Genomic DNA, 20,642 nt, shown 5'->3' with positions numbered 1-20,642 from the left:
CATGTCGGCGGCCAGTTGGGCGCCCCTGGCGGCGAGGTGACGGCCGACGATGCCGCAGCGCGTGGTGGGGTGGCGGCGCCAGTTCTCGGGGGTGTGCGGGTCGTTCAGGGCGGCGGTGGGAGTGAGCCATTCGGGCAAATCGCCTTCGTGGTCGGTGTCGGTGGATGGGCGATCGGGGAGCAGGCGGCTCAGGTGGCGCTCCGCGCCGGTGCGGGCGGCGACGGCCTCGGCCCGCTGCCAGGCCTCGCGGGCCGACCGCTGGCGCTGCGCCGCGTGTTCGGCGTCGGCGGCGGCCGCCGCAGCGGGGTCGGGGGCAGTGGCCGGTGAGTGAGGGCGGGTGCACTGGTAGTCCTCCCGGGAGCAGTCGCGCCAGGGCATCTGGCGGCGCATCTGCTCGGCGCGCAGGGCCACCAGGTCTTCGAGGGCAGCGAGTTCGGCCTGGTGGTCGCCTTCGTCGGCGGCCCGCAGGCAGCCGCGGCGCTTCCCGCGCAGCTGGTCGGCGCGCTGGCCCGGGGTGAAGGTGCCGTAGGGGCAGGTGGGCCACGCGGGGTGGCGGAGTCCGGCGGCGGTGACGGGTTTGGGAGTCGGCGTCGGCCTGGGCTTCGGCGGCGCGGGCGGTGCGCAGGCGGCGGTCGATCCGCCAGGCCAGGACGGCGCCGGGCACGTCCAGGCCTGCCAGGGTGCCTTCGCGGTGGGCGGCGACGATCCGCCCGGGGATGAACCCGACGCGCTCGGCGCGGCCAAGGGCGTTGGCGATCGCGGTGAACGCGTCGTCGGCGATGAGCAGCTCGGCGGCCTCGTCGAGGGCGTGGCGGGCGGCTGCGGCGTAGCGCTCGCGGGTGGCCCGCTCGGTGGCGTCGGCGTACTCGGTGGCGAGCTGCCCGATACCCCAGGCGCGTTCCTGCTGCTCGCGGATCGTCTGCCGGGCGGAGGGCCCGAAGCTGCTGTAGGTGGCGATGCGCAGCAGGGCCTCGTCCAGGCTCTGGTCGTCCTCGAGGGCGATCATCGAGCTTCCCCTCGAACTCGGCTGATCCCTCCTATGCTGGCCGGGTGAAACTTGAGGCGGTCGGCCTGCGCTACGGGTGGCGCGGCCCATGGGTACTGCGCGACGTGCGTCTGGAACTGCCGCCCGGTCGGCTGATCCGAGCTCAGGGTGGCAACGGTTCCGGGAAGTCGACGTTGTTGCGGGTGATCGCGGGTGCCACTCGGCCAGGTCGGGGGCGGGTGCTCGGACGTCCGGCGCGCACCGCCTACGTGCCGGAGCGCTTCCCGCCCGCGTTGCCCTTCACCGCGCTGGAGTACCTGCGGCTCATGGGCCGGGTACACGGGTTGCCGGGCGTGGAGACGGAGCGGCGCGGTGTGCAGCTGCTGGCACGGTTCGGCGCCGAGGGGCACGCGGACCGCCCGCTCGCCCGGCTCTCCAAGGGGACGTGCCAGAAGGTGGCGGTGGTACAGGCGCTCCTTGCCAATCCGGGGCTGCTGGTGCTGGATGAGGCGTGGACAGGGTTGGACACCGAGTCGCGGACCGCCCTGGACGAGTCGGTGGAGGAGTTGCTGGCAAAGGGCACGACCGTGGTCTTCGTCGACCACGACCCGGCCCGACTCGCAGAGCACACCGACCTGCGGTGGGACGTCGGCGGCGGCACGGTGGCCGTGACACAGCAGGTCGCCTCAGCTGCGGTGCGGATCGACTGCACGGGCGTGACGGGCGGACCGGGGGGTCTGTCCGGCCTGCCGGGCGTACGGGCGACCAGCACGCTTGCGGACGGCAGCATCCGGCTGGAGACGGACGAGATCCACTCGGACGCACTGCTGCGGGCACTGCTCGCCCAGCCGGGCACCCATGTCCGCCGCGTGAGCGGGGGACGGCGATGAGAGCGCTGCTCCGCTATCACGGCGTACTGCTGCTGCGTTCCCAGCGCTGGCTCCCGCCCGTACTGCTCTACGCCGCGCTGGTGGTGATCTCACTGGACGGCCAGTCTCAGCTCGGCAGCCAGCTCGGCTGGAACGCTGCCATGCTGGTGCCCACTCTTGCCTGGCTCACCCGTGCCCAGCTGACCGCGGAACCGCCCGCCGCCCGCGCCTGCCTCGCCGCCGCGACCGGAGCCCGCCGACCCCAGTACGCCGCGCTCGCCGTCCCCCTGGCCGTAGGTTTGCTGCTCGTGCTGCTCGCGGCGGCAGGCTCGCTGCTGACCTGCCCGGTGCCGGTGGGCGTCCCGGTGGTGGCAGTGTTCGGCGACGGACTGGCTGTCGGGCTGATCTGCTCCCTGACGGGCAGCGCGCTCGGGGCGGTCTGCACCCCACCCTTGGTGCGCACGACAGCAGGCGGGGTAGGGGCGCTGGTCATCGGCTCGACGATGCTGTTGGTGCTCTCCGCCTCACCGGCGAACGCCGCCGTCCGCGAAGTCTTCTCCTCCGGCCGGACCGGTGTACGTTTCCCGATGCTGCCGTTGCTGGCCGCGCTTCCCTTGGTCTTGGCCTGCTGGTGGGCCTCTGCCTGGGCGGTCGGCCGAGCCGGCGCCGCCTCCGATCGGGAGTCCGGTTGACCTTCCGTGCGAGGCATGAGGATCGGCCCGCTCTCCGGCACTCCAATGCCCGCTGGAAGAGTCCCGGCATGGCCGGTCGCCGTCTGGTGGCAACCGGTCAGGCCCGGGGCGTTCGGTGGGCGGAGAGGGCAGGATTCGAACCTGCGCGGACCCCGGGAGGTCCTGCTCGACCGTTACCGGCCAGGCACCCGATCAGCCACTCCGGGCACCTCTCCCAAGCCTCCGGGGCGGTGCGTTGCCCCTTCGGCGTGACACCACTCTGCCCGCCCGACCTGACCCCGGCCTGACCTCCGCCTGACCGGGTGCCACGGGCACCGCGAGCTGCACGAACTCCTCGGCCTGCCCACCGGCGAAGCCTCCGTGCGCCCCTCGCCCGGCCCGCACCACCCCGGCGGGGTCCGCACCGAGATATCGTGCGGACCCCGCCGGGGTGGTGCGGTCGCGGGTCGTGACGGATCAGGGCGGCAGATGCCGCTGTCATGAAGCACCGCCGGTCCGGCCCGCAGGAGTCACGCGGCGGGGTCCGGACAACCCGTCAGGTCGGCGGTGGCGGGCGGGCGGACACCCGCACCGGCGGCGGTCGCCACCGGCCGGTGAGCACGTGGTCCGGCCAGCCGGCGACGCGGTGGACGGACTCTCCCTCTGACGCCCGTCCATCATCTCCCGCGAACAGCTGATGCCTGGTCAGAGTGCCCACAGGAGCGCCGACAGGGTCCGCCACGAAGGTCGGAGCTGTCGGTCACAACCGCCCGTCCCATGTGCCGACCCGGGACATCACCACGCTCCACGGCCCCGGTCTGGATCAACGGAGCCGGAAGCGGAGCCCACCCGACAGTCCGCAGGGTGACGGATCGTCCCATGTGACTCGACGACCTCCGCGCCCGCCGACCGCCCGCACCGGGGCGCCACCAAACGCGGACGGACGTAGTCGGCGCGAGCGGAACTGTGGCCTGGCTGTCGCAGGAATTTCTGTTATCCGAGACCCGGCGGGAAGCGCGTCGTTCAGATCGCGAAAACCCCCGGAAAACCTCGCCAAGAGGCCTTCCAACGACCGCGGCGAGCATGCAATGGTACATGTCACACATCCCCCACGGTGTGCCGCGCGGACGGGCTTCCCAACTCCCGTTCCTGCCACTCCCCCATGACCGCGCCCTTCGGCGTGGCCGCAGAACAGCCGGAAGGCCCCCACATGCGACGTTCCTCCTCCATGCCCACGGACCTGCTCAGACTGCTGATAGCCGCACTCGTCTGCTGTCTCGGCGCGACCCTGTTCGCTTCCACCGCACAGGCGGCAGCCGGCGGCCGGACGCCCGCTCCGACAGCCAAGCCCGCAAGGCCGGGCGTGCCGCCGCTGGCGGCGGCCACCCGGCTCTCGGTCGACGCCGAGGCGGAGTCCGCCGAGCAGTCGGTCAGCCTTGCGCAGCGCGCTCCGTTCCGCGCCGCCAGTCCGGCCGAGAGGGCCGTGGAGAGCAAGTACGGCCTGCCAGCCCAGCAGGGGCCGGCCGCTCTCGCGGTGTGCAGTGTCGGCGACTTCACCAGCCGCACCGGCAGCGCGCTCGTCGCGCAGATCAAGTCCTCCAGCACCGACTGCGTGAACTCCCTCTTCGGCCTCAAGGGCGCCGATGCCACCGCCGCCTTCGGTGAGACGCAGATGGTCACCGTCGCCAACGCACTGCGCGCCGTATCGGTCAACTACCCTGGGAACAACAGCACTTCGGCTGCCCAGTTGGTGACCTTCCTGCGCGCGGGCTACTTCGTCCAGTGGTACAACCCCGAGACGGTCGGCAGCTACGGCAGCACGCTGCAGACCGCGATCCGCGGCGCCCTCGACGCCTTCTACGGCAACGCCCACTCCAGGGACGTCACCGAATCCAACGGCGCGACCCTGGCCGAGGCCGTCACCCTGATCGACAGCGCTCAGGAGAACGCCCGCTACCTGCCGGTCGTCAAGCGGCTGCTGTCGGGCTACAACAGCTCGTACGACAGCTCCTACTCGATGCTCCTCGCGGTCAACAACAGCTACACGGTGCTGTGGCGCGGCCACCAGGCGGACGGCTTCGTCGCCGCCGTGCAGGCCGACCCGAGCGTGCTGACCACCCTGCGCGACTTCGCCGTCACCAACGACGCGCTGCTCGGCACCGGCAACGGCTACCTGACCGCCAACGCCGGCCGCGAGCTGGGCCGCTTCCTCCAGCACAGCGAACTCCGGTCCACCGTCCGCCCGTTGGTCAAGGAACTGCTCGGTCGCAGTTCCATCACCGGCCGGACCGCCCAGCTCTGGGTGGGCCTCGCCGAGTCGACCGACGACTACGACGCGGCCGACTGTGCCTACTACGACACCTGCGACCTGGCGTCCAGGCTCCGCGACAGGGTCCTGACGATCCACTACACCTGCAGCCCGAGCATCGACATCGTGGCCCAGCAGATGACCGACGCCGAACTGGCCGCGAGCTGCACCAGCCTGCGCAACCAGGACGCGTACTTCCACAGCGTGGTCAAGGACCGCGGACCGGTCGCCGGAGACCTCAACTCCACCATCGAGGTGGTGGTCTTCGACTCCAGCGCGGACTACAAGACCTACGCCGGGAAGATTTTCGGGATCAGCACCGACAACGGGGGCATGTACCTGGAGGGCAACCCCGCGACGGCCGGCAACCAGCCCCGGTTCATCGCCCACGAGGCGGAGTGGCTGCGCCCCGACTTCCAGATCTGGAACCTCAACCACGAGTACACCCACTACCTCGACGGCAGGTTCGACATGGCCGGCGACTTCAACGCCGGTGTCACTACCCCGACCATCTGGTGGGTGGAGGGCTTCGCGGAGTTCGTCTCCTACACCTACCGGGGCGTCGCCTACGACAACGCCGTCACCCAGGCCGGCCAGAACACCTACAAGCTGAGCACGCTGTTCAACACCACCTACGACAACAGCGACAGCACCCGGGTCTACAACTGGGGCTACCTGGCGGTCCGTTACATGCTCCAGTCGCACCGCGCCGACGTGGACACCATCCTCGGGTACTACCGGGCCGGCAACTGGGCGGCCGCCCGCACCCTGCTCACCTCCACCATCGGCACCCGCTACGACGCGGACTTCGCCGCCTGGCTGGCCGCCTGCGCGGCCGGCAACTGCGGCACCGTGCCGCCGGCCAACCAGGCGCCGACCGCCGGGTTCACCGCCGCCACCACCGGCCTCTCGGCCGCCTTCACCGACACCTCGACGGACCCGGACGGCACCATCGCGGCCCGCTCCTGGAACTTCGGCGACGGCACCGCCGCCGCCACCACCACCACCAATCCTGCCAAGTCCTACTCTGCGGCCGGTACCTACACCGTGACGCTGACCGTCACCGACAACAACGGGGCCACCGCCACCACCAGCAAGGCGATCACCGTGGCGGCCCTCGGCGCAGCCGAGTGCGCCGCGCCCGACTCCCGTGAGCTCGGCCGTAACTGCAAGCGCAGCAACCTGTCCGCGACCACCGGGAACTACAGCCACCTGTACCTGAACGTCCCGGCGGGGACCACCCAGCTGACGATCACCACGACCGGTGGCACCGGCGATGCCGACCTCTACTACAGCGCCAACGGCTGGGCCACCACCGCCAACCAGACCGCCAGTTCGCGTCGGTCGGACAACAGCGAGACCATCACCGTCACCAACCCGCCGACCGGCACCGTCTACCTCAGCCTGTACGCCTACGCGGGTTTCGGGGGCGTTTCGGTGACGGCGTCCTTCTGAGCAACCAGCGGGTGACCGAACCGAATTGACCCGCTGTCCGGTGCGCCAAGGTGGCGCACCGGACAGCACTCTTCGCGCACCCGGCTCGCACGTCGGGCCATGGACCCCGGGGCAGCCCGTCCGCACGGTCCCCGCCCATCCTGCGGCGCACCTCACACTCGCAGAGCGTGCTCCGGGCCTGGCAGCAGCGCTACCCGACCTCCCCACGGCTGCTGCTGCCCGAGGGCCGAGGAGGACCTGGCACTGCCCGGGGTTCGGCAGGAGCCACTCACCCAGCACATCGACGAGCACGCGACGGGCCGGCTCCCGGGCTCGACCCCAACCTGGATCGACCGCGATGGCCTCTCTGCTCCACCGGTCCGATTTCTCCTGACCACTCATCCTGTTCCGACCTCGGTCGGTCACCGCCCCGTGGCGGTGACCGACCGACGGCCCAGAGGTCCTTGCGGCGGTAGAAGCCGTACGTGTCGCCTATCGTGGCCACCCGGGAGACCGTGCCGTCCGAACCGGAGTTCTCGATGCGGCGACAGGCTCAGAAGCTGGCCAGGCGTTCGACCGCCTTGCTCAGTCCGGTCAGTTCGTCCGCCACCCCGGCCATCTCCCGGACCCGGCCCTGGGCGTGGGTGGTGAACGCGTCGGCGGCCTCGCCGTGCCAGGTGAGCTTGCCCAGCGCGGAGTTGACCTCCGTGCTGAGCTTGTCGAACTCCTCGCCGAGGTCGGCGAGCTCCTTGGCGATCTGGCGCAGCTCGTCCTCGCCGCCGCCGAACATCTCGCCCAGGGCCCAGCGGGCGATCTCGGCGGGTGCCATGACGATGTCCTTGACCACCCTGGCACCCGCACCGACCAGGTCCTTGGCGTCGTCCCATGCCTCGCTGATGAAGTTCAAAATGGCTCCCCCGGAACCTCGCACCTGCAGGATGACAATCCGTCAAAAGTTCAGTGAATGCCCCAGCCCTCGGCTCCGGTCAGTACGGTGGCGATGGCGAGCTTTCCACTCCTGCGCGTGACGTGTCCCCTTGTCCGATACGGAAGATCTCTTCTGCGGACAGCCGGATGGGCCCGGTGGTCTCCCCTGTGGACCACCGGGCGGTCCGCCGCCTCGGAAGGATCTTGGCGCGGTACCGGGTGTGCCGTCTTGTAAAAATGCGCACCGCCGCTTGTGTCAACGCAGCTGCGGGAGGACAGCGCTGGTCACACGGTCGGGAACCCGGTCGGACGGCTCGGCGGCAGGTTCGGCGGCAGCACGGTGGCCGAAGAACTGCACGGGTGAGCAGCCCATCGTCGCGCGGAAGGTGTTGCTCAGGTGCGCCTGGTCGTAGAAGCCGCAGACAGCCGCGGTCTCGGCCCAGCTGCGGGTGGCGCCGCGCTGGTGGCACGACAGCGCGCGCTGGAGCCGCAGGACCTGCCCGGCCTGCTTCGGCGCGAGCCCAGTGGCTTCGCGGAACCTCATCTCCAGCCGCCGCCGACTCCAGCCGGTGCCCTGGAGGAGGTCGCGGACCGAGACGGTGCCACCGGTGCGCCGCAGTTCGGCCCAGGCCCAGGAGACCTCGGCCGGCCACTGCGGCCCCTGGTCGATGCGGGCGGTCAGGAAGTCGTCGAGGAGACGGAACCGTTGAGCCCAGCCGGGTTCCTCGGCCGTCCGCTCGGTCAGGTGCTGCGCCGGCCGGCCGAGGAGATCGGGCAGGTTCGCCCAATGGTTGTCCAACTCGCCCAGGACCGGGCCGAAGAGCCGGTGGGCATCTGCCGGGTGCAGCGAGACGGAAACGCCTTCGAGTCGGCCCTGGTGCTCCGCGACGGTGGCCGTCCGCCGAAGCCCGCCAACCGGGGAGGCTGCGTCGAGCACGACCCGGCTGTCGATCGCGTCGGTGAGCCGCAGAGGCTCGGAGAGCCCCACGACCACGGTGACCACGTCCGTCGGCACCTCCAGCCGCCGCCCACGGCGCAGGTCGAGCCGGTACCCGCGGTACCGGCGGGCATGCGCCGTCTGCCACGTTCCACCGTCCGGCATGACCCCGTCCGCGATTGTCAGGTGTCCATCAAAAGACGTCATAGGTCATCGCACCCCGAAATCAGCACCGTGGCAAACCCCGCCCCGCGCCTCCCCAGCGGAGCCCCCGTCTCAACCTCTGCACGCAGCACGTCCCGCCTGGGCTGCGCCCACACGCTCCCGACGGCGTGTCAGGGGCACGGAACAGTGGATCGGCGCAAGGACTGCCGCACACCGGGCAAGCCGACGCCGCAGCCTCCTCCTTGTTCCCACGTGTCGAAATTCTGATCCATGATCGACATCGTAGATCCCGGCCCGGCCGGCCTCGCATGCGGGGATCGCCGGCAGTCTCGCCACACAGATCGCCAGGGGCGTTCCGGCGGGCGGTCGGTGACGGTCCGTGGGGCCGGCGGCGCCGGCCGGATGAGTACCGCACCGCACCGGTCGTCGCCGCACACGACCCGCCCCCGATGACCACGCCCAGGGCGCCGCCGCTGTGGGCGCCATCGCCCGCGAACCTGGGCGCGTGGTGTGTTGCCCTTGGCGCGGGCTGGAATCTCCCCCTGGGGGAGCTCATAGCGTTCCACTCGGCGCCGCAGGGTGCGGCCGCCGAGAAAGGAAGTGCGTCATGGCGACGTTCGTACTGGTGCCGGGTCTGTTCATGGGGGCCTGGGCGTGGGAGGCGGTGGCCGCCGAGCTGGAGGCCAAGGGGCACCGGGCGGTGGCGGTGACGCTGCCCGGGCTGGCGGAGCGCGCGGGCGATGACGCGTCGGACATCGGGCTGGCGTCGCACGTGGACGCGGTGGCGGAGGTGCTCGTCGCCGAGGGCCCGGGGACGGTGCTGGTGGCGCACAGCTACGGCGCGTTCCCGTGCGTCGCGGCGGTGGACCGCCGGCCGGAGCTGGTGTCGCGGCTGGTGTTCGTGGACACCGGCTCCCCGGAGACGGGTGAGTCGGTGGTACTGACGATGCCGCAACTGGACCTGCCGGCGGCGGTGACGGGGGACGTGGTGCCGGTGCCGAAGGAGATCCCGGCGGTGCACGGCGTGCCGGAGGCGGAGCACGAGCGCTGGCTCCGCCTGGCCACCCCGCAGCCGGTGCGGACGGTCACCGAGCCGGTCGAGCTGACCGGCGACTGGCTGCGGGTGCCGACCACCGGGGTGTTCTGTCTGTCGAGCGGCTTGAACCTGGAGTTCGCCCGTTCGCTGCATGCCACCGGGATGCCCCGCTTCGCGAAGCTGGCCGAGCCTGGCGTGACCTTCTTCGAGCTGGCGACCGGTCACTACCCGATGCTCTCCGCGCCGCTGGAGCTGGCCGAGGTCCTGGAGCACGCCGCCGACGGCGGAGGCCGCAGCCTCTACGACAACTGACCGAGGATGACCTTGAGCGGCTCTGCGCCCGCGAGAGCCAACTCGTCCGAGGCCGGATCAGTCGGTACGCAGGGCGCGGGAGAGGTACCTGCTGGGCGGACTGCAGCCCCGGGACGGGAGACTGCCCCGGTGCTGCTGACAAGGGCCGTCACGCCCAGGTGGTCGGAACGGCCGGGCCTGACGGAATCTCAGGCGTACGAACGGGGAGTGATCTATCGGCTCTCTCCCCGTGCCGCAATCGCGTGCTTTGCGGGCAGCGACGGAGCCATGCCTTTACGGCGTTGCGAGCCCGTGCGCCCCGCCACCGTTCCGCTCCCCTGGCAGACCGTCAGGGACGCGCCGCGCGGCGGCTGGTGCGCGCGGGCCCCAGTCACATCCTCCAGACGGGTGGTTCTGCGCAACAACAACCGAGATGTCGAGAATATCCGGTTCCTCGCCGTAGATTGCCGGTCGAGACTCGAATCACTGGAAGGAACCACGGTGAACCGCAAGACAGTCGGCGGCTGGCTGACCGCCACCGTCATGAGCGCGGCGGTCGTGAGCGCATTGATGGCTGGCTCGCTCACGGGGACGGCGAGCGCCGGGGAACCCGTCCCCGCAGACGAGCCGTCTCCGTCGGCCAGCGCGTACGTGTGGTGGGGAGCCGGCCACCCCGGCTCCGGTGACCCTGGTGACCCGAACCAGAACGACTGGCACTGCGACCGCGCCGGCAACTGGCACAACACCGAGGACGACCCGGACGGACACTCGGACAGCCGCTGCCAAGCCTGGTGACCGGCCACCAAACCCACCGTCACCGCATCGCCCCCACCCCTGGGGAACCTTCGCGTACCAACCGACCAGGCCCAGCCAACTGCGACGCGTACACACTGAGGCGCCGCAGCCGGTAGCCGCGCGCCCCGCACCGCCACCTACCGCGCCGGTCGAGCGAGGCGCCGCCGCAGGGCCGTGCACAGGAGAGTGACCGCGAACCGCTCGTCCTACCGCCGGCGTCCACCAGCGCCCGTTCACGCCCAAAACCCGGAAGCCACAGGCAATCCCGGGGAACCCGCCTGAGCGCCGAAGGGGCGCCACCTCCGGATGGCCCCCCTTCGTGCTGTGGCGAGCCGTGCGTCTACTCGTCGGGATCCTGGTCGCTCTCGTGGAGGCGGAGGGCCCTCAGGATCTGGTCTGCGAGATCTTCGGCGCTGATGTGGCCGGTGACCTTGCCGGTGTCGGCATCGTAGGTGTTCAGGGTGAAGCTCTCCCGGTCGACGATTCCGGTCCTGCGGAAGACGTCGAACAGCGCGGAGCGGGGATGCGTGGGCATGGTCTGCTCTCCTCCGGTTGGTCGGTGGCGGGGTCCCGGAGTTCCGGGATCACGGTCGTGCTGACGGTTGGCGTCCTGTGCCTCAGCGCTTCAGCTCGCGAGCTGGGCACCTCGTTCGGAAGCCATGGCCGGAAGTGGCAGCCAACTGGCGGGGACGTCGCGCATGATCAGAGCGCAGTCAAGGGTCGCACTGCCCGGTGGGAACCGGTCCGGGTCGTCGAAGAAGGACGACGCGGCGGAGCGGACCCGGCCGGCCTCCACGTGCCAGGCATCGGTCCACAGTTCCATGCCGTCCAGATGTCGGCCGGAGCTGGTGGCCGAGAAGCCCTTCGCCCCGCCCTGGAAGAAACGGGAGGCCTCGGCAAGATCCGTGAAGAGCTCGCTCCCGCGCAGTTCGTCGGACAGTTCGACGGTGACATCCACGCGGATGTCGCCGTCCGATGTCGCCAGTGCGACGCGCATCTGACCGGGTGTCTCGCGCACCTCGAAGTCGGCGCGGCCCTGTTCACCGGGGAAGAGTCGGCCGCCGGCCCAGGCGTTCAGCCGCGAGGCGGTGTCGCGCCGTGGGATGTAGACCCCGGTCTCGACGCCGTCCGGCCCGTCCCATTCGACGGCGATCCGATGTGCCGCGTTCTCGCTCCGCAACCCGAACGCCTTGGGTGCCCAGACCGGCCGGACACTTCCCAGGCGCAGCAGGCAGATGCCCGCGACCGCGTGGCCGTTCACCAGTTGCGGGCGCAGTGGCCGCGGGAGCAGGCGTACCGCGGCGTCCGGTGCGACTCGGTAGTTCACCAGCAGCCGTCGTTCGACGACGCTGGCCAGCTGCGGCAGCCTCATGATCCCTCGCTCTGTGCCCTGGGACGCCATTTGGTGTGGCGAAGCACGACCTGCTCGGGGCAGACGGCGCTGAGGAACCGACCGACGCAGGCAGCCAGGCGATCTTCAGCCAGTGTGTAGAGGATTCGGTTGCCATGGCGCCGTTCGGTGACCAGTCCGGCGGCCTTGAGCACGCCGAGATGGCGTGAGATGGAGGGCGCGCTGATCGCGAACCTGCTCGCGATCTCGCCGGCCGCGAGCTCGCCGCCTCGGAGGTCCTCGAGGATCTGGCGCCTCGTCGGATCGGCGAGAGCCCGGAAGACCCCCGCTTCGTCCTGAACTTCTGTCATGCCTGATATTTAGCAGATTAGCTAAACAGCTAACAAGAGGGGGTGGGATGAAGCTCGGGGGCGTGGCTGTCGAACACCGAGCGCCGTCGGGAGCGGCTCGGTGGACAGCAGTTGGCGCGGTTGGCCGGGTTGGGGTTGCCGTGGGGGGCGGTTGTTGCCGAGGTGCAGGGCTGAGGTGAGGTCAGTAGCTGCTGGCCGCGCTGGTCATGCTTGAACTACGGCTCTGTGCTTGACCGGCTTGGGGTTCACCTTGCGGCGTGGATGCCCGCCCGGCGCCGGTGACGTGTGGCAGCACCAGCGGCATCCCGTCGATCCAGTCGCCGGCGCGCCCGTGGCCGGTGAACACGCTCTGGCCGTCGGTACGTCGTGACCACTCGGACGTGGAACCAGCCCCCGTCACCGCGGCCCCCGTCGCGGGCAGCCGACGCACCGGTTCTCCAGGCAGCTCCGCCATGCGCACCCGCCCATCCCCAGGATCCGGAACACGGAGACCACGCCCTGACAACCGGCCATACCTGGCCGGTGCTTTGACCTGTCCGAATGCCTGGCGGCACGTCAGCATCGAGCTGTGGACGACCGGTTCTACGGCCCCGGTGCCCCGTGCGCAGCCGATCGGGCTGCCACGTCCGCAACACCCGTGCGCGTACGTGAGAGAGGCGGTTTTCCGAGGGCGGAGGGGGCGTCCTGCTACCCGCCTGCATGGTGGCCGACGAGCCGAGTGACGGGGTGACCCTGTGCGAGGGCCCGCGGGCGGAGCCGATCGTCGCGGCCAAGCTCCGGCCGGCCGTCCTGGGCTTTCTGGGCTTCCGGTCCGACCGCTACCGCCGTGGCGGTCGTGGTGTCCCTCCTCGCCGTCCCGTGCCACCGATGAACAGCGCCGACCCGAACCCCGCGACAAGGAGGACGCCATGACGGAGCGCTACTTGAACCAGGACCCAGTTGCACCGACACCGCCCACGAGGCAGCAGACGCCCCGCGCGGTGCCGCCCCGGCTCGACCACAGCGGCGGCGCCGCGGCATCGACCCCGGTCGGGCCGGTGCCCGCCACGTCGCCTGCCGTGGCGCCGCCCGCCCTCGCGCTGCCGACGCAACCACCGGGCTGGGGCACACCGCAGCCCACCGAGGCGGCTACGCAAGCGGCCGCCGGGCCGGGCGCGCAGCCGCCGCCCGGGGCGACGCCGCCGCCCGGGGTGCGGGGAACGCGCCGGGGAGCCGGGGTGCTGCGCCACTGGCCGCTGCTGGTGGCCGCGCTCCTTCCCTGCCTCGTACTCGCCGGCATCGGGTGGTGGGTGTGGCCGCAGCAGCCCACGGGGCGTGCACCGCACATAGCTGAGGGGACGGTCCAGGCGGACCTCCTCAGCGCCGACAGCGTCAGCCGGCTGGCCGGGACGACGATGGTCGCCGGCCCCCAGTCGAACCGGCCCCACGCCCCGCTCACCGTGGCGCCCTCGGAGTGCGCGGTGACGGCGGGGCCGACGACGCAGGCGGTGTACGGGCAAGGGTGGAAGGCGTTCCTGTCGGCGACCTACCAGGACTCCGCGGGCGACGGCGCCTACACCGTGAACCAGGTGCTCGGCGTCTTCCCGGACACCGAGAAGGCCGGGGCCGCCTTCCGGACGCTCACCGACGGTCTCGCCAAGTGCCCGTCCGCCACGGTCACCGGTCAGGCCGGCCGTAGCTCGAAGTGGATCTACACGGCGCGCCCCGCCACCGAGGTGGCCGTGGCGTGGACTGCGGCGCAGGACGGTGGCGCGGGCTGGGCCTGCTATCACCAGGCATGGGTGAAGGGCACCAGCCTGCTGCAGGTCTCCGTCTGCCAGGCCGGTGACGGCGAGCCGACCAGCTGGAAGATCGCCGAAGAGCTCACCAAGAAGGTGACCGGATGACCACACATCACTTCAGGCCGGCTGCCCGCCTCCGGCGGGCGGTGAGGCGTGGCGTTGCCCTGGTGCTGGCGCTCCTGCTGCCGGTCATCGGCACGGCGGCTGCGACGAGGGCCGCCGCCGACACGCCGGTCCTGACCCCGTCCGGCACCGTGGCCGCGCTGTCCCCGTCCAGGGACATCGCGGCCGTCGCCCCGGCGCTCGCCCAGAGGATCGAGGCACAGAAGCTGACGGAAGCCGAGATCGACCAGCTGGCGAAGGAGGTGGTCGCCGAGGCCGAGCGGATCACCAAGGAAGCCGCCGAGGTGGGCAGCGCCGATACCGCGCTCCAGGCCAAGGCCGCTGCGGTGAACACGGAGATCGACGCCCACAACACGCGCGCGAGGACACTGAGCGGCAAGATCGACGCCCACAACGCGGCCAAGCCCCCTGCCGACCAGGCTGCCGCGGTCAGCCGCTACAACTCCGAAGCCTCCCAACTTCAGGCCGAACAGAACCAGGTCAAGGCCGAGGAGACCAAGCTCCAGGGCGAGCAGGGCCAGATCAAGCAGGAGGAAGCCCAGCTCAACTCACGCAAGTCCCAGCTCAACGCCGCCTCCAAGGCCAATGACGCGAAGGCCTCCCAGGCCAAGGCCCGGGCCCAGCAACTCCAGCTCCAGACCCAGCAGTTGCTCCAGGAGATGGCCCAGCTGCTCCAGAGCCTGGCCCAGTCCCCACCCGACCCGGCCGCGACGATGGATCAGGGCGGCGACGCACCCGCGCCACTGGAACACAACGACGAGGTCCGCGGTCTGGAAGCCGACACCGCCGACAGCCCCTACCGACAGCCGCAGACCTCCGCCATGAAGCAGTACGCGCAGCAGACCGGCACGACCGTCGACCCGCGGCCGGGCACCGCGTACCTGACGCCCGAAGCCGTCAAGCGACTGCCGGCCTCGCAGGCCGCCACGCTGACAGGACCCGCCATCACCTACGACGGGCTGGTCCGCAAGCCCAACGGGCACTACACGGCGCTCCGGGTCCGGGCGCCCACCACCACCGCATCCCCCGCCCCGGCACCCGCTCCGGCCCCGGAGGTCTTCGACTCCGGCGGGCTCGTTGCGTACCGCAACGGCGAACAACTCTCCATCGACGGGATCACGACGGTTCAGGAAGTACCCGCCTCCCCGGCGCCCGGCCCCGCACCCGGCAACACGGGCACCGGGGAGAGCGGCAACCGGCGTGTCCCCACCTGCAAGGACGTGGAGCCGTCGGGGGCTGTACCCCTGAACGGCGGCGGGTGGGTCGCCTACCTGCCGTCGGACGGTCAGGGCCGTAACCAGGGAGTCAACGCCTGTCTCGAAGGCAAGCCCGATTCCGGCAGGGGGCAGTCCGCGACCGCGGCCGGCGATATCCGGGGCTGGATCGACGCCACGGCGCGGGCGACCGCCCTCGGGTTCACTCCGAGGTCCGACCTCGCCCGCTGCCACTCCGTACCGCGCATGGCCGGCGGAACAGCGGACGAGCGGAACCTGACGCCGTGCTTCCAGCTCGGGGCCAACACCAACCAGCGAACCGGCGGCACGATCACCAACAGCATGCGGACGTTCGAGGCCCGAGCCGGAGTCGACATGGGCAAGGGCCCCGTGCTGTACAACGTGTTCCCGCAGTACGACAGCACCGGCAGCACCATCCCGAACAAGTGGCAGATGTCGCTCAACGCCTGGGACGCCACCACCGGCTCGACCACCGACTCGGCCCGGACGACCGTCGACAACGGGAGGTACGGCTCCATCGGATATGTGAACCTCGGAAACTAGCACCCGGAGAACGGACGGCTGACGGGAGTGGACGTGAACATCGAGGAGTTGCTGGACCGCCTCGGCGCGGTGATCGGGCCACCGCCGGTGGGCGGAGTGGTCCCGGTCCCGTGGGAGCTCGCGCCCGATGCGCTGGGCTTCCAACTGCCTGCGGACTACCGGTCGTTCGCCGACCGGTACGGGATGGTCAGCATCAGGGACGAGCTGCACGTCTACACACCGTCGGCAGCGCCCAGTCCCAAGACCGAGCAGCCGCTCGGCTTCGAGGGATTCCTGTACTACACGACGGACCCCTACGGATACTGCGCCATGCTGGCCCAGGCCTACCGGGACGGGGACCACGACGAGTGCCCGTATCCGCTGTGGCCGGCCGAGGGCGGCCTTCTGAAGTGGGGTAACAACTGGAGCTCCGACCAGTTCTTCTGGCTGACGCGGGGTCCGGACCCGGACCGTTGGCCGGTCGCCGCCAAGTTCGACTCGATGCGGGAATGGGACCTGTTCGAGGGCGGCTTCCTGGAGTTCCTGCTGGCGGCGGTGACGGAGCAGTACCCGTACCACGAGGACGTCGTTCCCGGTGGGACGGAGCAGGTCGGTGACGGCCGTGCTTACCGCGTTTGGGGTGACTGGTCGAAGCAGCTCTGGCAGTGACCCGCGAACACGGTCGACCGCCGGGCCGGGCAGCGTCGGCACGGCGGCCGGCGCTGCCCGCGACTTCGTGAAGCATGGGACCGTCCCGGTCTCCCACTGATCACTCGTCCACGGGGTGTCCGGCGGGGCTGTCCCACACTCCTCGGCGGCGGCGCAGGCTCAGCCGCAGCCGGCGGTGGACACCGATCAACCGGCGCCTTCGGCCCTGGGAGCAGGAGGCGGGGGTACGTGATGTCGCCTGCCTCGTCCGCACCAGGACCACGTCGCGCAGCTGACACTTACAGCCTGAGCGGCGGAACGATCGGCCCGAGCCGGACGCCCGCCCGCCGTCAAAGGCCGACAGCGGTGAGCTCTCGCAGGAACGCCTTCTTGGTCCGGTGGCGCTGACGGAGGTCATGGAGCCGCTCGTCGAACTCGGCTGTCGCGCCGTCCTGTTCGGCGAGCGCGGCGAGGTCCGCCAAAAGCTGCACAGCGGTGGCGTAGTCCCGCCCGACCCGACGCCCGATCAGGTCCTCCGCCCGGGCCCAGGCGCCCTCACGGTCGCCGGCGAGCACGGTGACCCGACCCCGCCGAGCCACCACGGCGGCCTCCCGAACGGCCTCCTCTCGTACGTGCCGCTCAGTCGCCTCTCGGGCCAGGCGCCCCGCTGTCACATCGGAGACGGCGGCACGCAGCTGACCGGCCGTCCGGACACCGGCCGTAGCCCCATCTGCGGCCGGTTTCGGGCAGTCCTGACGCAGCCTGCGCCGCAACGCTGCGGCGACCTGCTTCGGGTCCTCACTCAGCAGCCTGCAGAGCAGGGCGTTCTTGTCCTCGTCGGGCAGCGCGGCCACCCGTTCCCCGGGGAAGCCGGGTTCGAGGACGGGGTCCGGCTGCGGCCGGCCCGTGGCGGCGGCTGTGACGAGGTCGGCGTCGATCCTGAGGAACGTGGTCAGGTCGGCGAGTGAGTCCGGCAGGTCCTCCAGGCCGGCGGGCAGCGGCGGTCCAACGGCGTGGTCGGCCACTTCGCCGCCTCCGACGCACAGCAGCCAGGCCAGGTACAGCAGGCGAAGGTCACCGGCCGCGACGTCGTGGCGGGCCTCGGCGATGGAGGGCAGCCAGTGCTCCTCGGCTCCGTGTTCGTCGCCCCAGTCGCCCCAGTCGCCGCGGTCGAAGAGGTCGTCGAAGTCGTCGTGGTCACCGTCCTCGTCCTCGGACCTGAGGGTCAGGATCACCCGGTCGCCTGCTTGGCGGACCTGTGCGGACGGTCCCGCGCAGTAGCGCCGGGCCACCTCCAGCGGCAGGTCGTCCGCGCTCCAGCGCAGGACCACCTTGCGGTCCCCCCAGTTCGCGAAGTACAGGTGAGCGTCGTAGCAGGACTCCATGAGCTGCTCACAGCTCCCCTTGAAGTCACCCCACTGGTAGGTGTTGACGAACGACGTCGGCGTGATCTCGGCCCTGGTCGAGGTGCGCCGCACCTCGACCATCTGTTCAGCCGTCAGAGGCCGCTCCATCGCCACGAACTGGTAGAACTGGAACTCAGACACGGTGCCCCTCACTTCTGCAGTACTCCCCCGTACCTACCCCACCCCGGCCGCCGAGCACACTATCCGCACCTGAGGTCAGCAGCCGTTGCCACGCCCGCCTGGCGGCGACGTGGCAACGGGTGCCTGGTGCGGCGGCGAAGCGGGCTCAGGCGTCCAGTCAGCCCGCGGAGAGGGGCCCGTTCGAACCAGCGGGACGGGCGGACCGCGCCCGTCAACCCGCCCGGACCCTCGGCAGCTCCGCGCAGCAGGTCTCCACTGGCTCCGACCACTCCGGCGTTCGACATAGAATCATCGCTTGCCCTAGCGATGTGGTGTCCGGGACCTCGGCCCTGAGGAGCCCACGGCAAACCCCAGGGAGAAGTGAGGAATGCCAGTGATCTGCGTCGGAGGCATGATCGGCATCGGCAAGACCAGCGTCGCCGAGCTGCTCGCCAAGGAGCTCGGCAGCGAGGTCTTCTACGAGAGCGTGGACGAGAACCCGATCCTGCCGCTCTTCTACACGGCCAGCCCCGAGGAGATCCAGGCGAACCGATACCCCTTCCTGCTCCAGCTGTACTTCCTGCAGACCCGGTTCGCCGCGATCAAGGAGGCGTACCGGCAGGGCGACAACGTCCTGGACCGCTCCATCTACGAGGACTGGTACTTCGCCAAGGTCAACCACGACCTGGGCCGGATCAGCGCCCTGGAGATGCAGGTCTACGAGGGCCTGCTCGCGGAGATGATGCGGGAGATCGACGGCCTGCCGTACCGCAAGGCACCCGACCTGATGGTCTACCTCAAGGCGGACTTCGAGACAGTGCTGCACCGGATCGGGCTGCGGGGTCGCGACTTCGAGCAGGACGAGGGCCTGGTGGAGTACTACCGGACGCTCTGGTCCGGGTACGACGACTGGGTGCACAAGTACTACTCGGCCAGCGAGGTCCTGGTCATCGACATGAACAACACCGACGTGGTGCACGTCCCCGACGACGCGGCCCGGGTGGCCCAGCAGGTCAAGGACGCCCTCGCGGCTGTCCGTCAGCCGGCCTGAGCCCACAGCCCCCGCTCCTCCCCGGGGCGGCGGCAGGCGCTCACGCCCCGTTGCCGGCGGCGGAGCCGCTCACCGCCGCCCCTCCCCCAGGCTTCGCGGCGAGAAGTCCACTGCCACGGACCGTCACTGTCCACACTGATCGCTCATCGCGCTCCACCCACGGGTGACAGCCGGTCGAGAACGCGTGAGCGCAGCCGGACGGCACGCGCCCGCAGCGGAAACCTGCGGCGACCGGCGGGCCTCAGGCCCGTGCGGTTGGTCAGGCGGTGCTGCACCGGCCGGGCGCCGCAGTTTCCCAAGGAGATCTGACCGTGCGTTCGCGGATTCGCCGGGTCGGGGAGACAGGGCAGGAGCCCTACACGGCACCCTCCCGAACGAGATGCTCGGATTCCGGTTGGCCCGGACCGCCGGTCGACGCTGCGGCACGCAGGGCCGCCTCGACCCGGCGGTTGCTGGTCATGGTCGCGGTGACGGCGGTCATGGTCAGGAGGAGGCCGGCAGCGGTGTAGAGCGGGGTGCGTACGTCGTAGGTGGTGGCCAACCAGCCGCCGAGGAAGGCGCCGAACGGGGCGGCGCACATGGCGAGCATGCGGGAGGTGGAGGCGACCCGGCCCATCAGGTGGGCGGGGACGATCGTCTGCCGCAAGGAGGGGGCCAGCACCATCGTGGCGCCCATGCCCGCTCCGCAGACGGCGAGCGCGAGACCGGCGACGTACGGGTTCGGGGCGGCGGCAAGGACCAGGATGGCGAGTCCCTCGACTGCGGCCGTGCAGGTCAGCGCGGTGCCGGTGCCGAGTCGTCGGCCCAGGAAGGAGGCGATGCCCGCGCCGAGCAGACCCCCGGTGGCCTCGGCGGTGAGGAGCAGGCCGAAGCCGAAGGTGCCGATGCCGAGGCGGTCGTGGGCGAAGAGGGCGAGGACGGTCTCGATGGCGAGGAAGGCGATGTTCCCGACCGCCGGGCGCAGCGCGAGCCCGAGCAGCAGCCGGTCGCGGAAGACGTAGGCGGCTCCGGCCCGGGCCTGCCGCAGCAGCGACTCGCGGGCCTGGGGTGCGGGCCGGGGTGCGGCGGGCAGTGACCGTACGAGCAGTGCCGAGAGCGCGAACGAGACCGCGTCGGCGAGCAGCGGGACCGCCCGTCCGAGCACGAGCAGGGCGCTGCCCGCGGGTGGCCCGGCGAAGCCGGACATGGCGGTCTGGGCGCCGCGCAGGCGGGAGTTGGCGCGCTCCAGGAGTGCGGGGTCGCGGCCGAGCAGGTCCGGCAGGTAGGCGGTGGCGGCGGTGTCGAAGAAGAGTCCGCCGAGGCCGAGCAGGAAGGCGACGGCGGCGAGCAGCGGAATGCTCAGCGTGTCGAGTGCGGCGGCGGCCGCCGGTATCGCGAGCAGCGCCGCACGCGCCGCGTCCGCGATCCACATCGTGCGCCGGCGGTCCCAGCGGTCCACCAGTGCTCCGCCGAGCACCCCGAAGAGCAGCCACGGCAGCGTACCGGCGGCGGTGACGACGGCGAGCGCCATCGGATCCCGCGTCAGCGTCAGCGCGAGCAGCGGAAGTGCGGCATGTGTCACCCCGTCACCGAGCGAGGAGACCGTCTGGGCGGTCCACAGTCGTCCGAACCCGGTCGGCAACTTCGTTGTGTCCGAG

Annotated in this window: 18 protein-coding genes and 1 tRNA gene; 11 read left to right on the top strand and 8 right to left on the bottom strand. The window is 71.0% G+C overall.

Annotated features, from left to right (window positions below; genetic code table 11):
* The first annotated feature begins 147 nt into the window (after nt 1-147).
* The 4 genes from OHV05_RS34635 to OHV05_RS34620 all read left to right on the top strand — a co-directional run bounded on the left by OHV05_RS34635 (nt 148) and on the right by OHV05_RS34620 (nt 2,546).
* The gene (locus OHV05_RS34635; RefSeq protein WP_405021273.1) at nt 148-327 is read left to right on the top strand and encodes a hypothetical protein; all 180 of its coding nucleotides are present in this window, start codon (nt 148-150) and stop codon (nt 325-327) included.
* 241 nt (nt 328-568) lie between these two features.
* Complete coding sequence (locus OHV05_RS34630) at nt 569-1,054, top strand: hypothetical protein (RefSeq protein ID WP_405021272.1); 486 nt, start codon at nt 569-571, stop codon at nt 1,052-1,054.
* Nucleotides 1,051-1,875 carry an ATP-binding cassette domain-containing protein gene (locus OHV05_RS34625; RefSeq protein ID WP_405021271.1) on the top strand — a complete coding sequence of 275 codons (825 nt, stop codon included), beginning with the start codon at nt 1,051-1,053 and terminating at the stop codon, nt 1,873-1,875. The genes OHV05_RS34630 and OHV05_RS34625 overlap by 4 nt, the downstream gene beginning before the upstream one ends.
* Nucleotides 1,872-2,546, top strand: a complete 675-nt coding sequence (locus tag OHV05_RS34620) for a hypothetical protein (protein WP_405021270.1) — start codon at nt 1,872-1,874, stop codon at nt 2,544-2,546. Before OHV05_RS34625 ends, OHV05_RS34620 begins: the two co-directional genes overlap by 4 nt.
* Before the next feature lie 120 nt (nt 2,547-2,666).
* Here OHV05_RS34620 and OHV05_RS34615 read toward each other — a convergent pair.
* Nucleotides 2,667-2,761 (bottom strand) — tRNA-OTHER (locus tag OHV05_RS34615).
* Nucleotides 2,762-3,753: 992 nt separating this feature from the next.
* On the opposite strand from OHV05_RS34615, the gene OHV05_RS34610 reads away from it, so the two are divergent.
* Nucleotides 3,754-6,288 carry a collagenase gene (locus OHV05_RS34610; protein ID WP_405021269.1) on the top strand — a complete coding sequence of 845 codons (2,535 nt, stop codon included), beginning with the start codon at nt 3,754-3,756 and terminating at the stop codon, nt 6,286-6,288.
* Nucleotides 6,289-6,820: 532 nt separating this feature from the next.
* Here the strand turns inward: OHV05_RS34610 and OHV05_RS34605 are convergent.
* Both OHV05_RS34605 and OHV05_RS34600 read right to left on the bottom strand, forming a co-directional pair.
* Nucleotides 6,821-7,174 (bottom strand): WXG100 family type VII secretion target, encoded by a 354-nt coding sequence (locus tag OHV05_RS34605; RefSeq protein ID WP_405021268.1) that lies wholly within the window; start codon nt 7,172-7,174, stop codon nt 6,821-6,823.
* A gap of 276 nt (nt 7,175-7,450) precedes the next feature.
* Nucleotides 7,451-8,296: a helix-turn-helix domain-containing protein gene (locus OHV05_RS34600; RefSeq protein WP_405021267.1), complete on the bottom strand. Its 846-nt coding sequence runs from the start codon at nt 8,294-8,296 to the stop codon at nt 7,451-7,453.
* Between the two features lie 607 nt (nt 8,297-8,903).
* Between OHV05_RS34600 and OHV05_RS34595 the strand changes: the two genes are divergently transcribed.
* Both OHV05_RS34595 and OHV05_RS34590 read left to right on the top strand, forming a co-directional pair.
* A complete protein-coding gene (locus OHV05_RS34595) occupies nt 8,904-9,644 on the top strand; it encodes an alpha/beta fold hydrolase (RefSeq protein ID WP_405021266.1) in 741 nt (246 codons plus the stop codon).
* A gap of 387 nt (nt 9,645-10,031) precedes the next feature.
* Nucleotides 10,032-10,418: a hypothetical protein gene (locus tag OHV05_RS34590; protein ID WP_405021265.1), complete on the top strand. Its 387-nt coding sequence runs from the start codon at nt 10,032-10,034 to the stop codon at nt 10,416-10,418.
* Between the two features lie 340 nt (nt 10,419-10,758).
* Here the strand turns inward: OHV05_RS34590 and OHV05_RS34585 are convergent, their stop codons facing one another.
* The 3 genes from OHV05_RS34585 to OHV05_RS34575 form a co-directional block, all read right to left on the bottom strand.
* Nucleotides 10,759-10,953 (bottom strand): hypothetical protein, encoded by a 195-nt coding sequence (locus tag OHV05_RS34585; RefSeq protein WP_405021264.1) that lies wholly within the window; start codon nt 10,951-10,953, stop codon nt 10,759-10,761.
* Nucleotides 10,954-11,043: 90 nt separating this feature from the next.
* On the bottom strand, nt 11,044-11,790 hold the full coding sequence (locus OHV05_RS34580) for a DUF2071 domain-containing protein (RefSeq protein WP_405021605.1): 747 nt from the start codon (nt 11,788-11,790) through the stop codon (nt 11,044-11,046).
* On the bottom strand, nt 11,787-12,119 hold the full coding sequence (locus OHV05_RS34575) for a metalloregulator ArsR/SmtB family transcription factor (RefSeq protein WP_405021263.1): 333 nt from the start codon (nt 12,117-12,119) through the stop codon (nt 11,787-11,789). Before OHV05_RS34575 ends, OHV05_RS34580 begins: the two co-directional genes overlap by 4 nt.
* 908 nt (nt 12,120-13,027) lie before the next feature.
* Between OHV05_RS34575 and OHV05_RS34570 the strand changes: the two genes are divergently transcribed.
* The 3 genes from OHV05_RS34570 to OHV05_RS34560 are packed head-to-tail and all read left to right on the top strand — an operon-like array spanning nt 13,028 to nt 16,449.
* A complete protein-coding gene (locus tag OHV05_RS34570) occupies nt 13,028-14,005 on the top strand; it encodes a sensor domain-containing protein (protein ID WP_405021262.1) in 978 nt (325 codons plus the stop codon).
* Nucleotides 14,002-15,801, top strand: a complete 1,800-nt coding sequence (locus OHV05_RS34565) for a hypothetical protein (RefSeq protein WP_405021261.1) — start codon at nt 14,002-14,004, stop codon at nt 15,799-15,801. The genes OHV05_RS34570 and OHV05_RS34565 overlap by 4 nt, the downstream gene beginning before the upstream one ends.
* A 33-nt stretch (nt 15,802-15,834) precedes the next feature.
* On the top strand, nt 15,835-16,449 hold the full coding sequence (locus OHV05_RS34560) for a hypothetical protein (RefSeq protein WP_405021260.1): 615 nt from the start codon (nt 15,835-15,837) through the stop codon (nt 16,447-16,449).
* A 329-nt stretch (nt 16,450-16,778) separates the two neighbouring features.
* Here the strand turns inward: OHV05_RS34560 and OHV05_RS34555 are convergent, their stop codons facing one another.
* Entirely contained in the window at nt 16,779-17,975 is a 1,197-nt protein-coding gene (locus tag OHV05_RS34555) for a hypothetical protein (protein WP_405021259.1), read from the bottom strand.
* A gap of 367 nt (nt 17,976-18,342) precedes the next feature.
* Between OHV05_RS34555 and OHV05_RS34550 the strand changes: the two genes are divergently transcribed.
* A complete protein-coding gene (locus OHV05_RS34550; RefSeq protein ID WP_405021258.1) occupies nt 18,343-19,005 on the top strand; it encodes a deoxynucleoside kinase in 663 nt (220 codons plus the stop codon).
* A gap of 355 nt (nt 19,006-19,360) precedes the next feature.
* Here the strand turns inward: OHV05_RS34550 and OHV05_RS34545 are convergent, their stop codons facing one another.
* The gene (locus OHV05_RS34545) at nt 19,361-20,626 is read right to left on the bottom strand and encodes an MFS transporter (RefSeq protein ID WP_405021604.1); all 1,266 of its coding nucleotides are present in this window, start codon (nt 20,624-20,626) and stop codon (nt 19,361-19,363) included.
* Nucleotides 20,627-20,642 lie beyond the last annotated feature (16 nt).

Source organism: Kitasatospora sp. NBC_00070, assembly GCF_045041205.1.
Taxonomy (GTDB): Bacteria; Actinomycetota; Actinomycetes; order Streptomycetales; family Streptomycetaceae; genus Kitasatospora.
The sequence above is the reverse complement of the archived record's forward strand: the minus strand, read 5'-3'. Positions and strand labels throughout refer to the sequence as shown.

Coding starts and splice junctions, on each gene's coding strand:
- OHV05_RS34620 (WP_405021270.1), top strand. CDS start 1,872: ATGAGAGCGCTGCTCCGCTATCACGGCGTACTGCTGCTGCGTTCCCAG.
- OHV05_RS34600 (WP_405021267.1), bottom strand. CDS start 8,296: ATGCCGGACGGTGGAACGTGGCAGACGGCGCATGCCCGCCGGTACCGC.
- OHV05_RS34570 (WP_405021262.1), top strand. CDS start 13,028: ATGACGGAGCGCTACTTGAACCAGGACCCAGTTGCACCGACACCGCCC.
- OHV05_RS34595 (WP_405021266.1), top strand. CDS start 8,904: ATGGCGACGTTCGTACTGGTGCCGGGTCTGTTCATGGGGGCCTGGGCG.
- OHV05_RS34550 (WP_405021258.1), top strand. CDS start 18,343: ATGCCAGTGATCTGCGTCGGAGGCATGATCGGCATCGGCAAGACCAGC.
- OHV05_RS34610 (WP_405021269.1), top strand. CDS start 3,754: ATGCCCACGGACCTGCTCAGACTGCTGATAGCCGCACTCGTCTGCTGT.
- OHV05_RS34585 (WP_405021264.1), bottom strand. CDS start 10,953: ATGCCCACGCATCCCCGCTCCGCGCTGTTCGACGTCTTCCGCAGGACC.
- OHV05_RS34565 (WP_405021261.1), top strand. CDS start 14,002: ATGACCACACATCACTTCAGGCCGGCTGCCCGCCTCCGGCGGGCGGTG.
- OHV05_RS34580 (WP_405021605.1), bottom strand. CDS start 11,790: ATGAGGCTGCCGCAGCTGGCCAGCGTCGTCGAACGACGGCTGCTGGTG.
- OHV05_RS34575 (WP_405021263.1), bottom strand. CDS start 12,119: ATGACAGAAGTTCAGGACGAAGCGGGGGTCTTCCGGGCTCTCGCCGAT.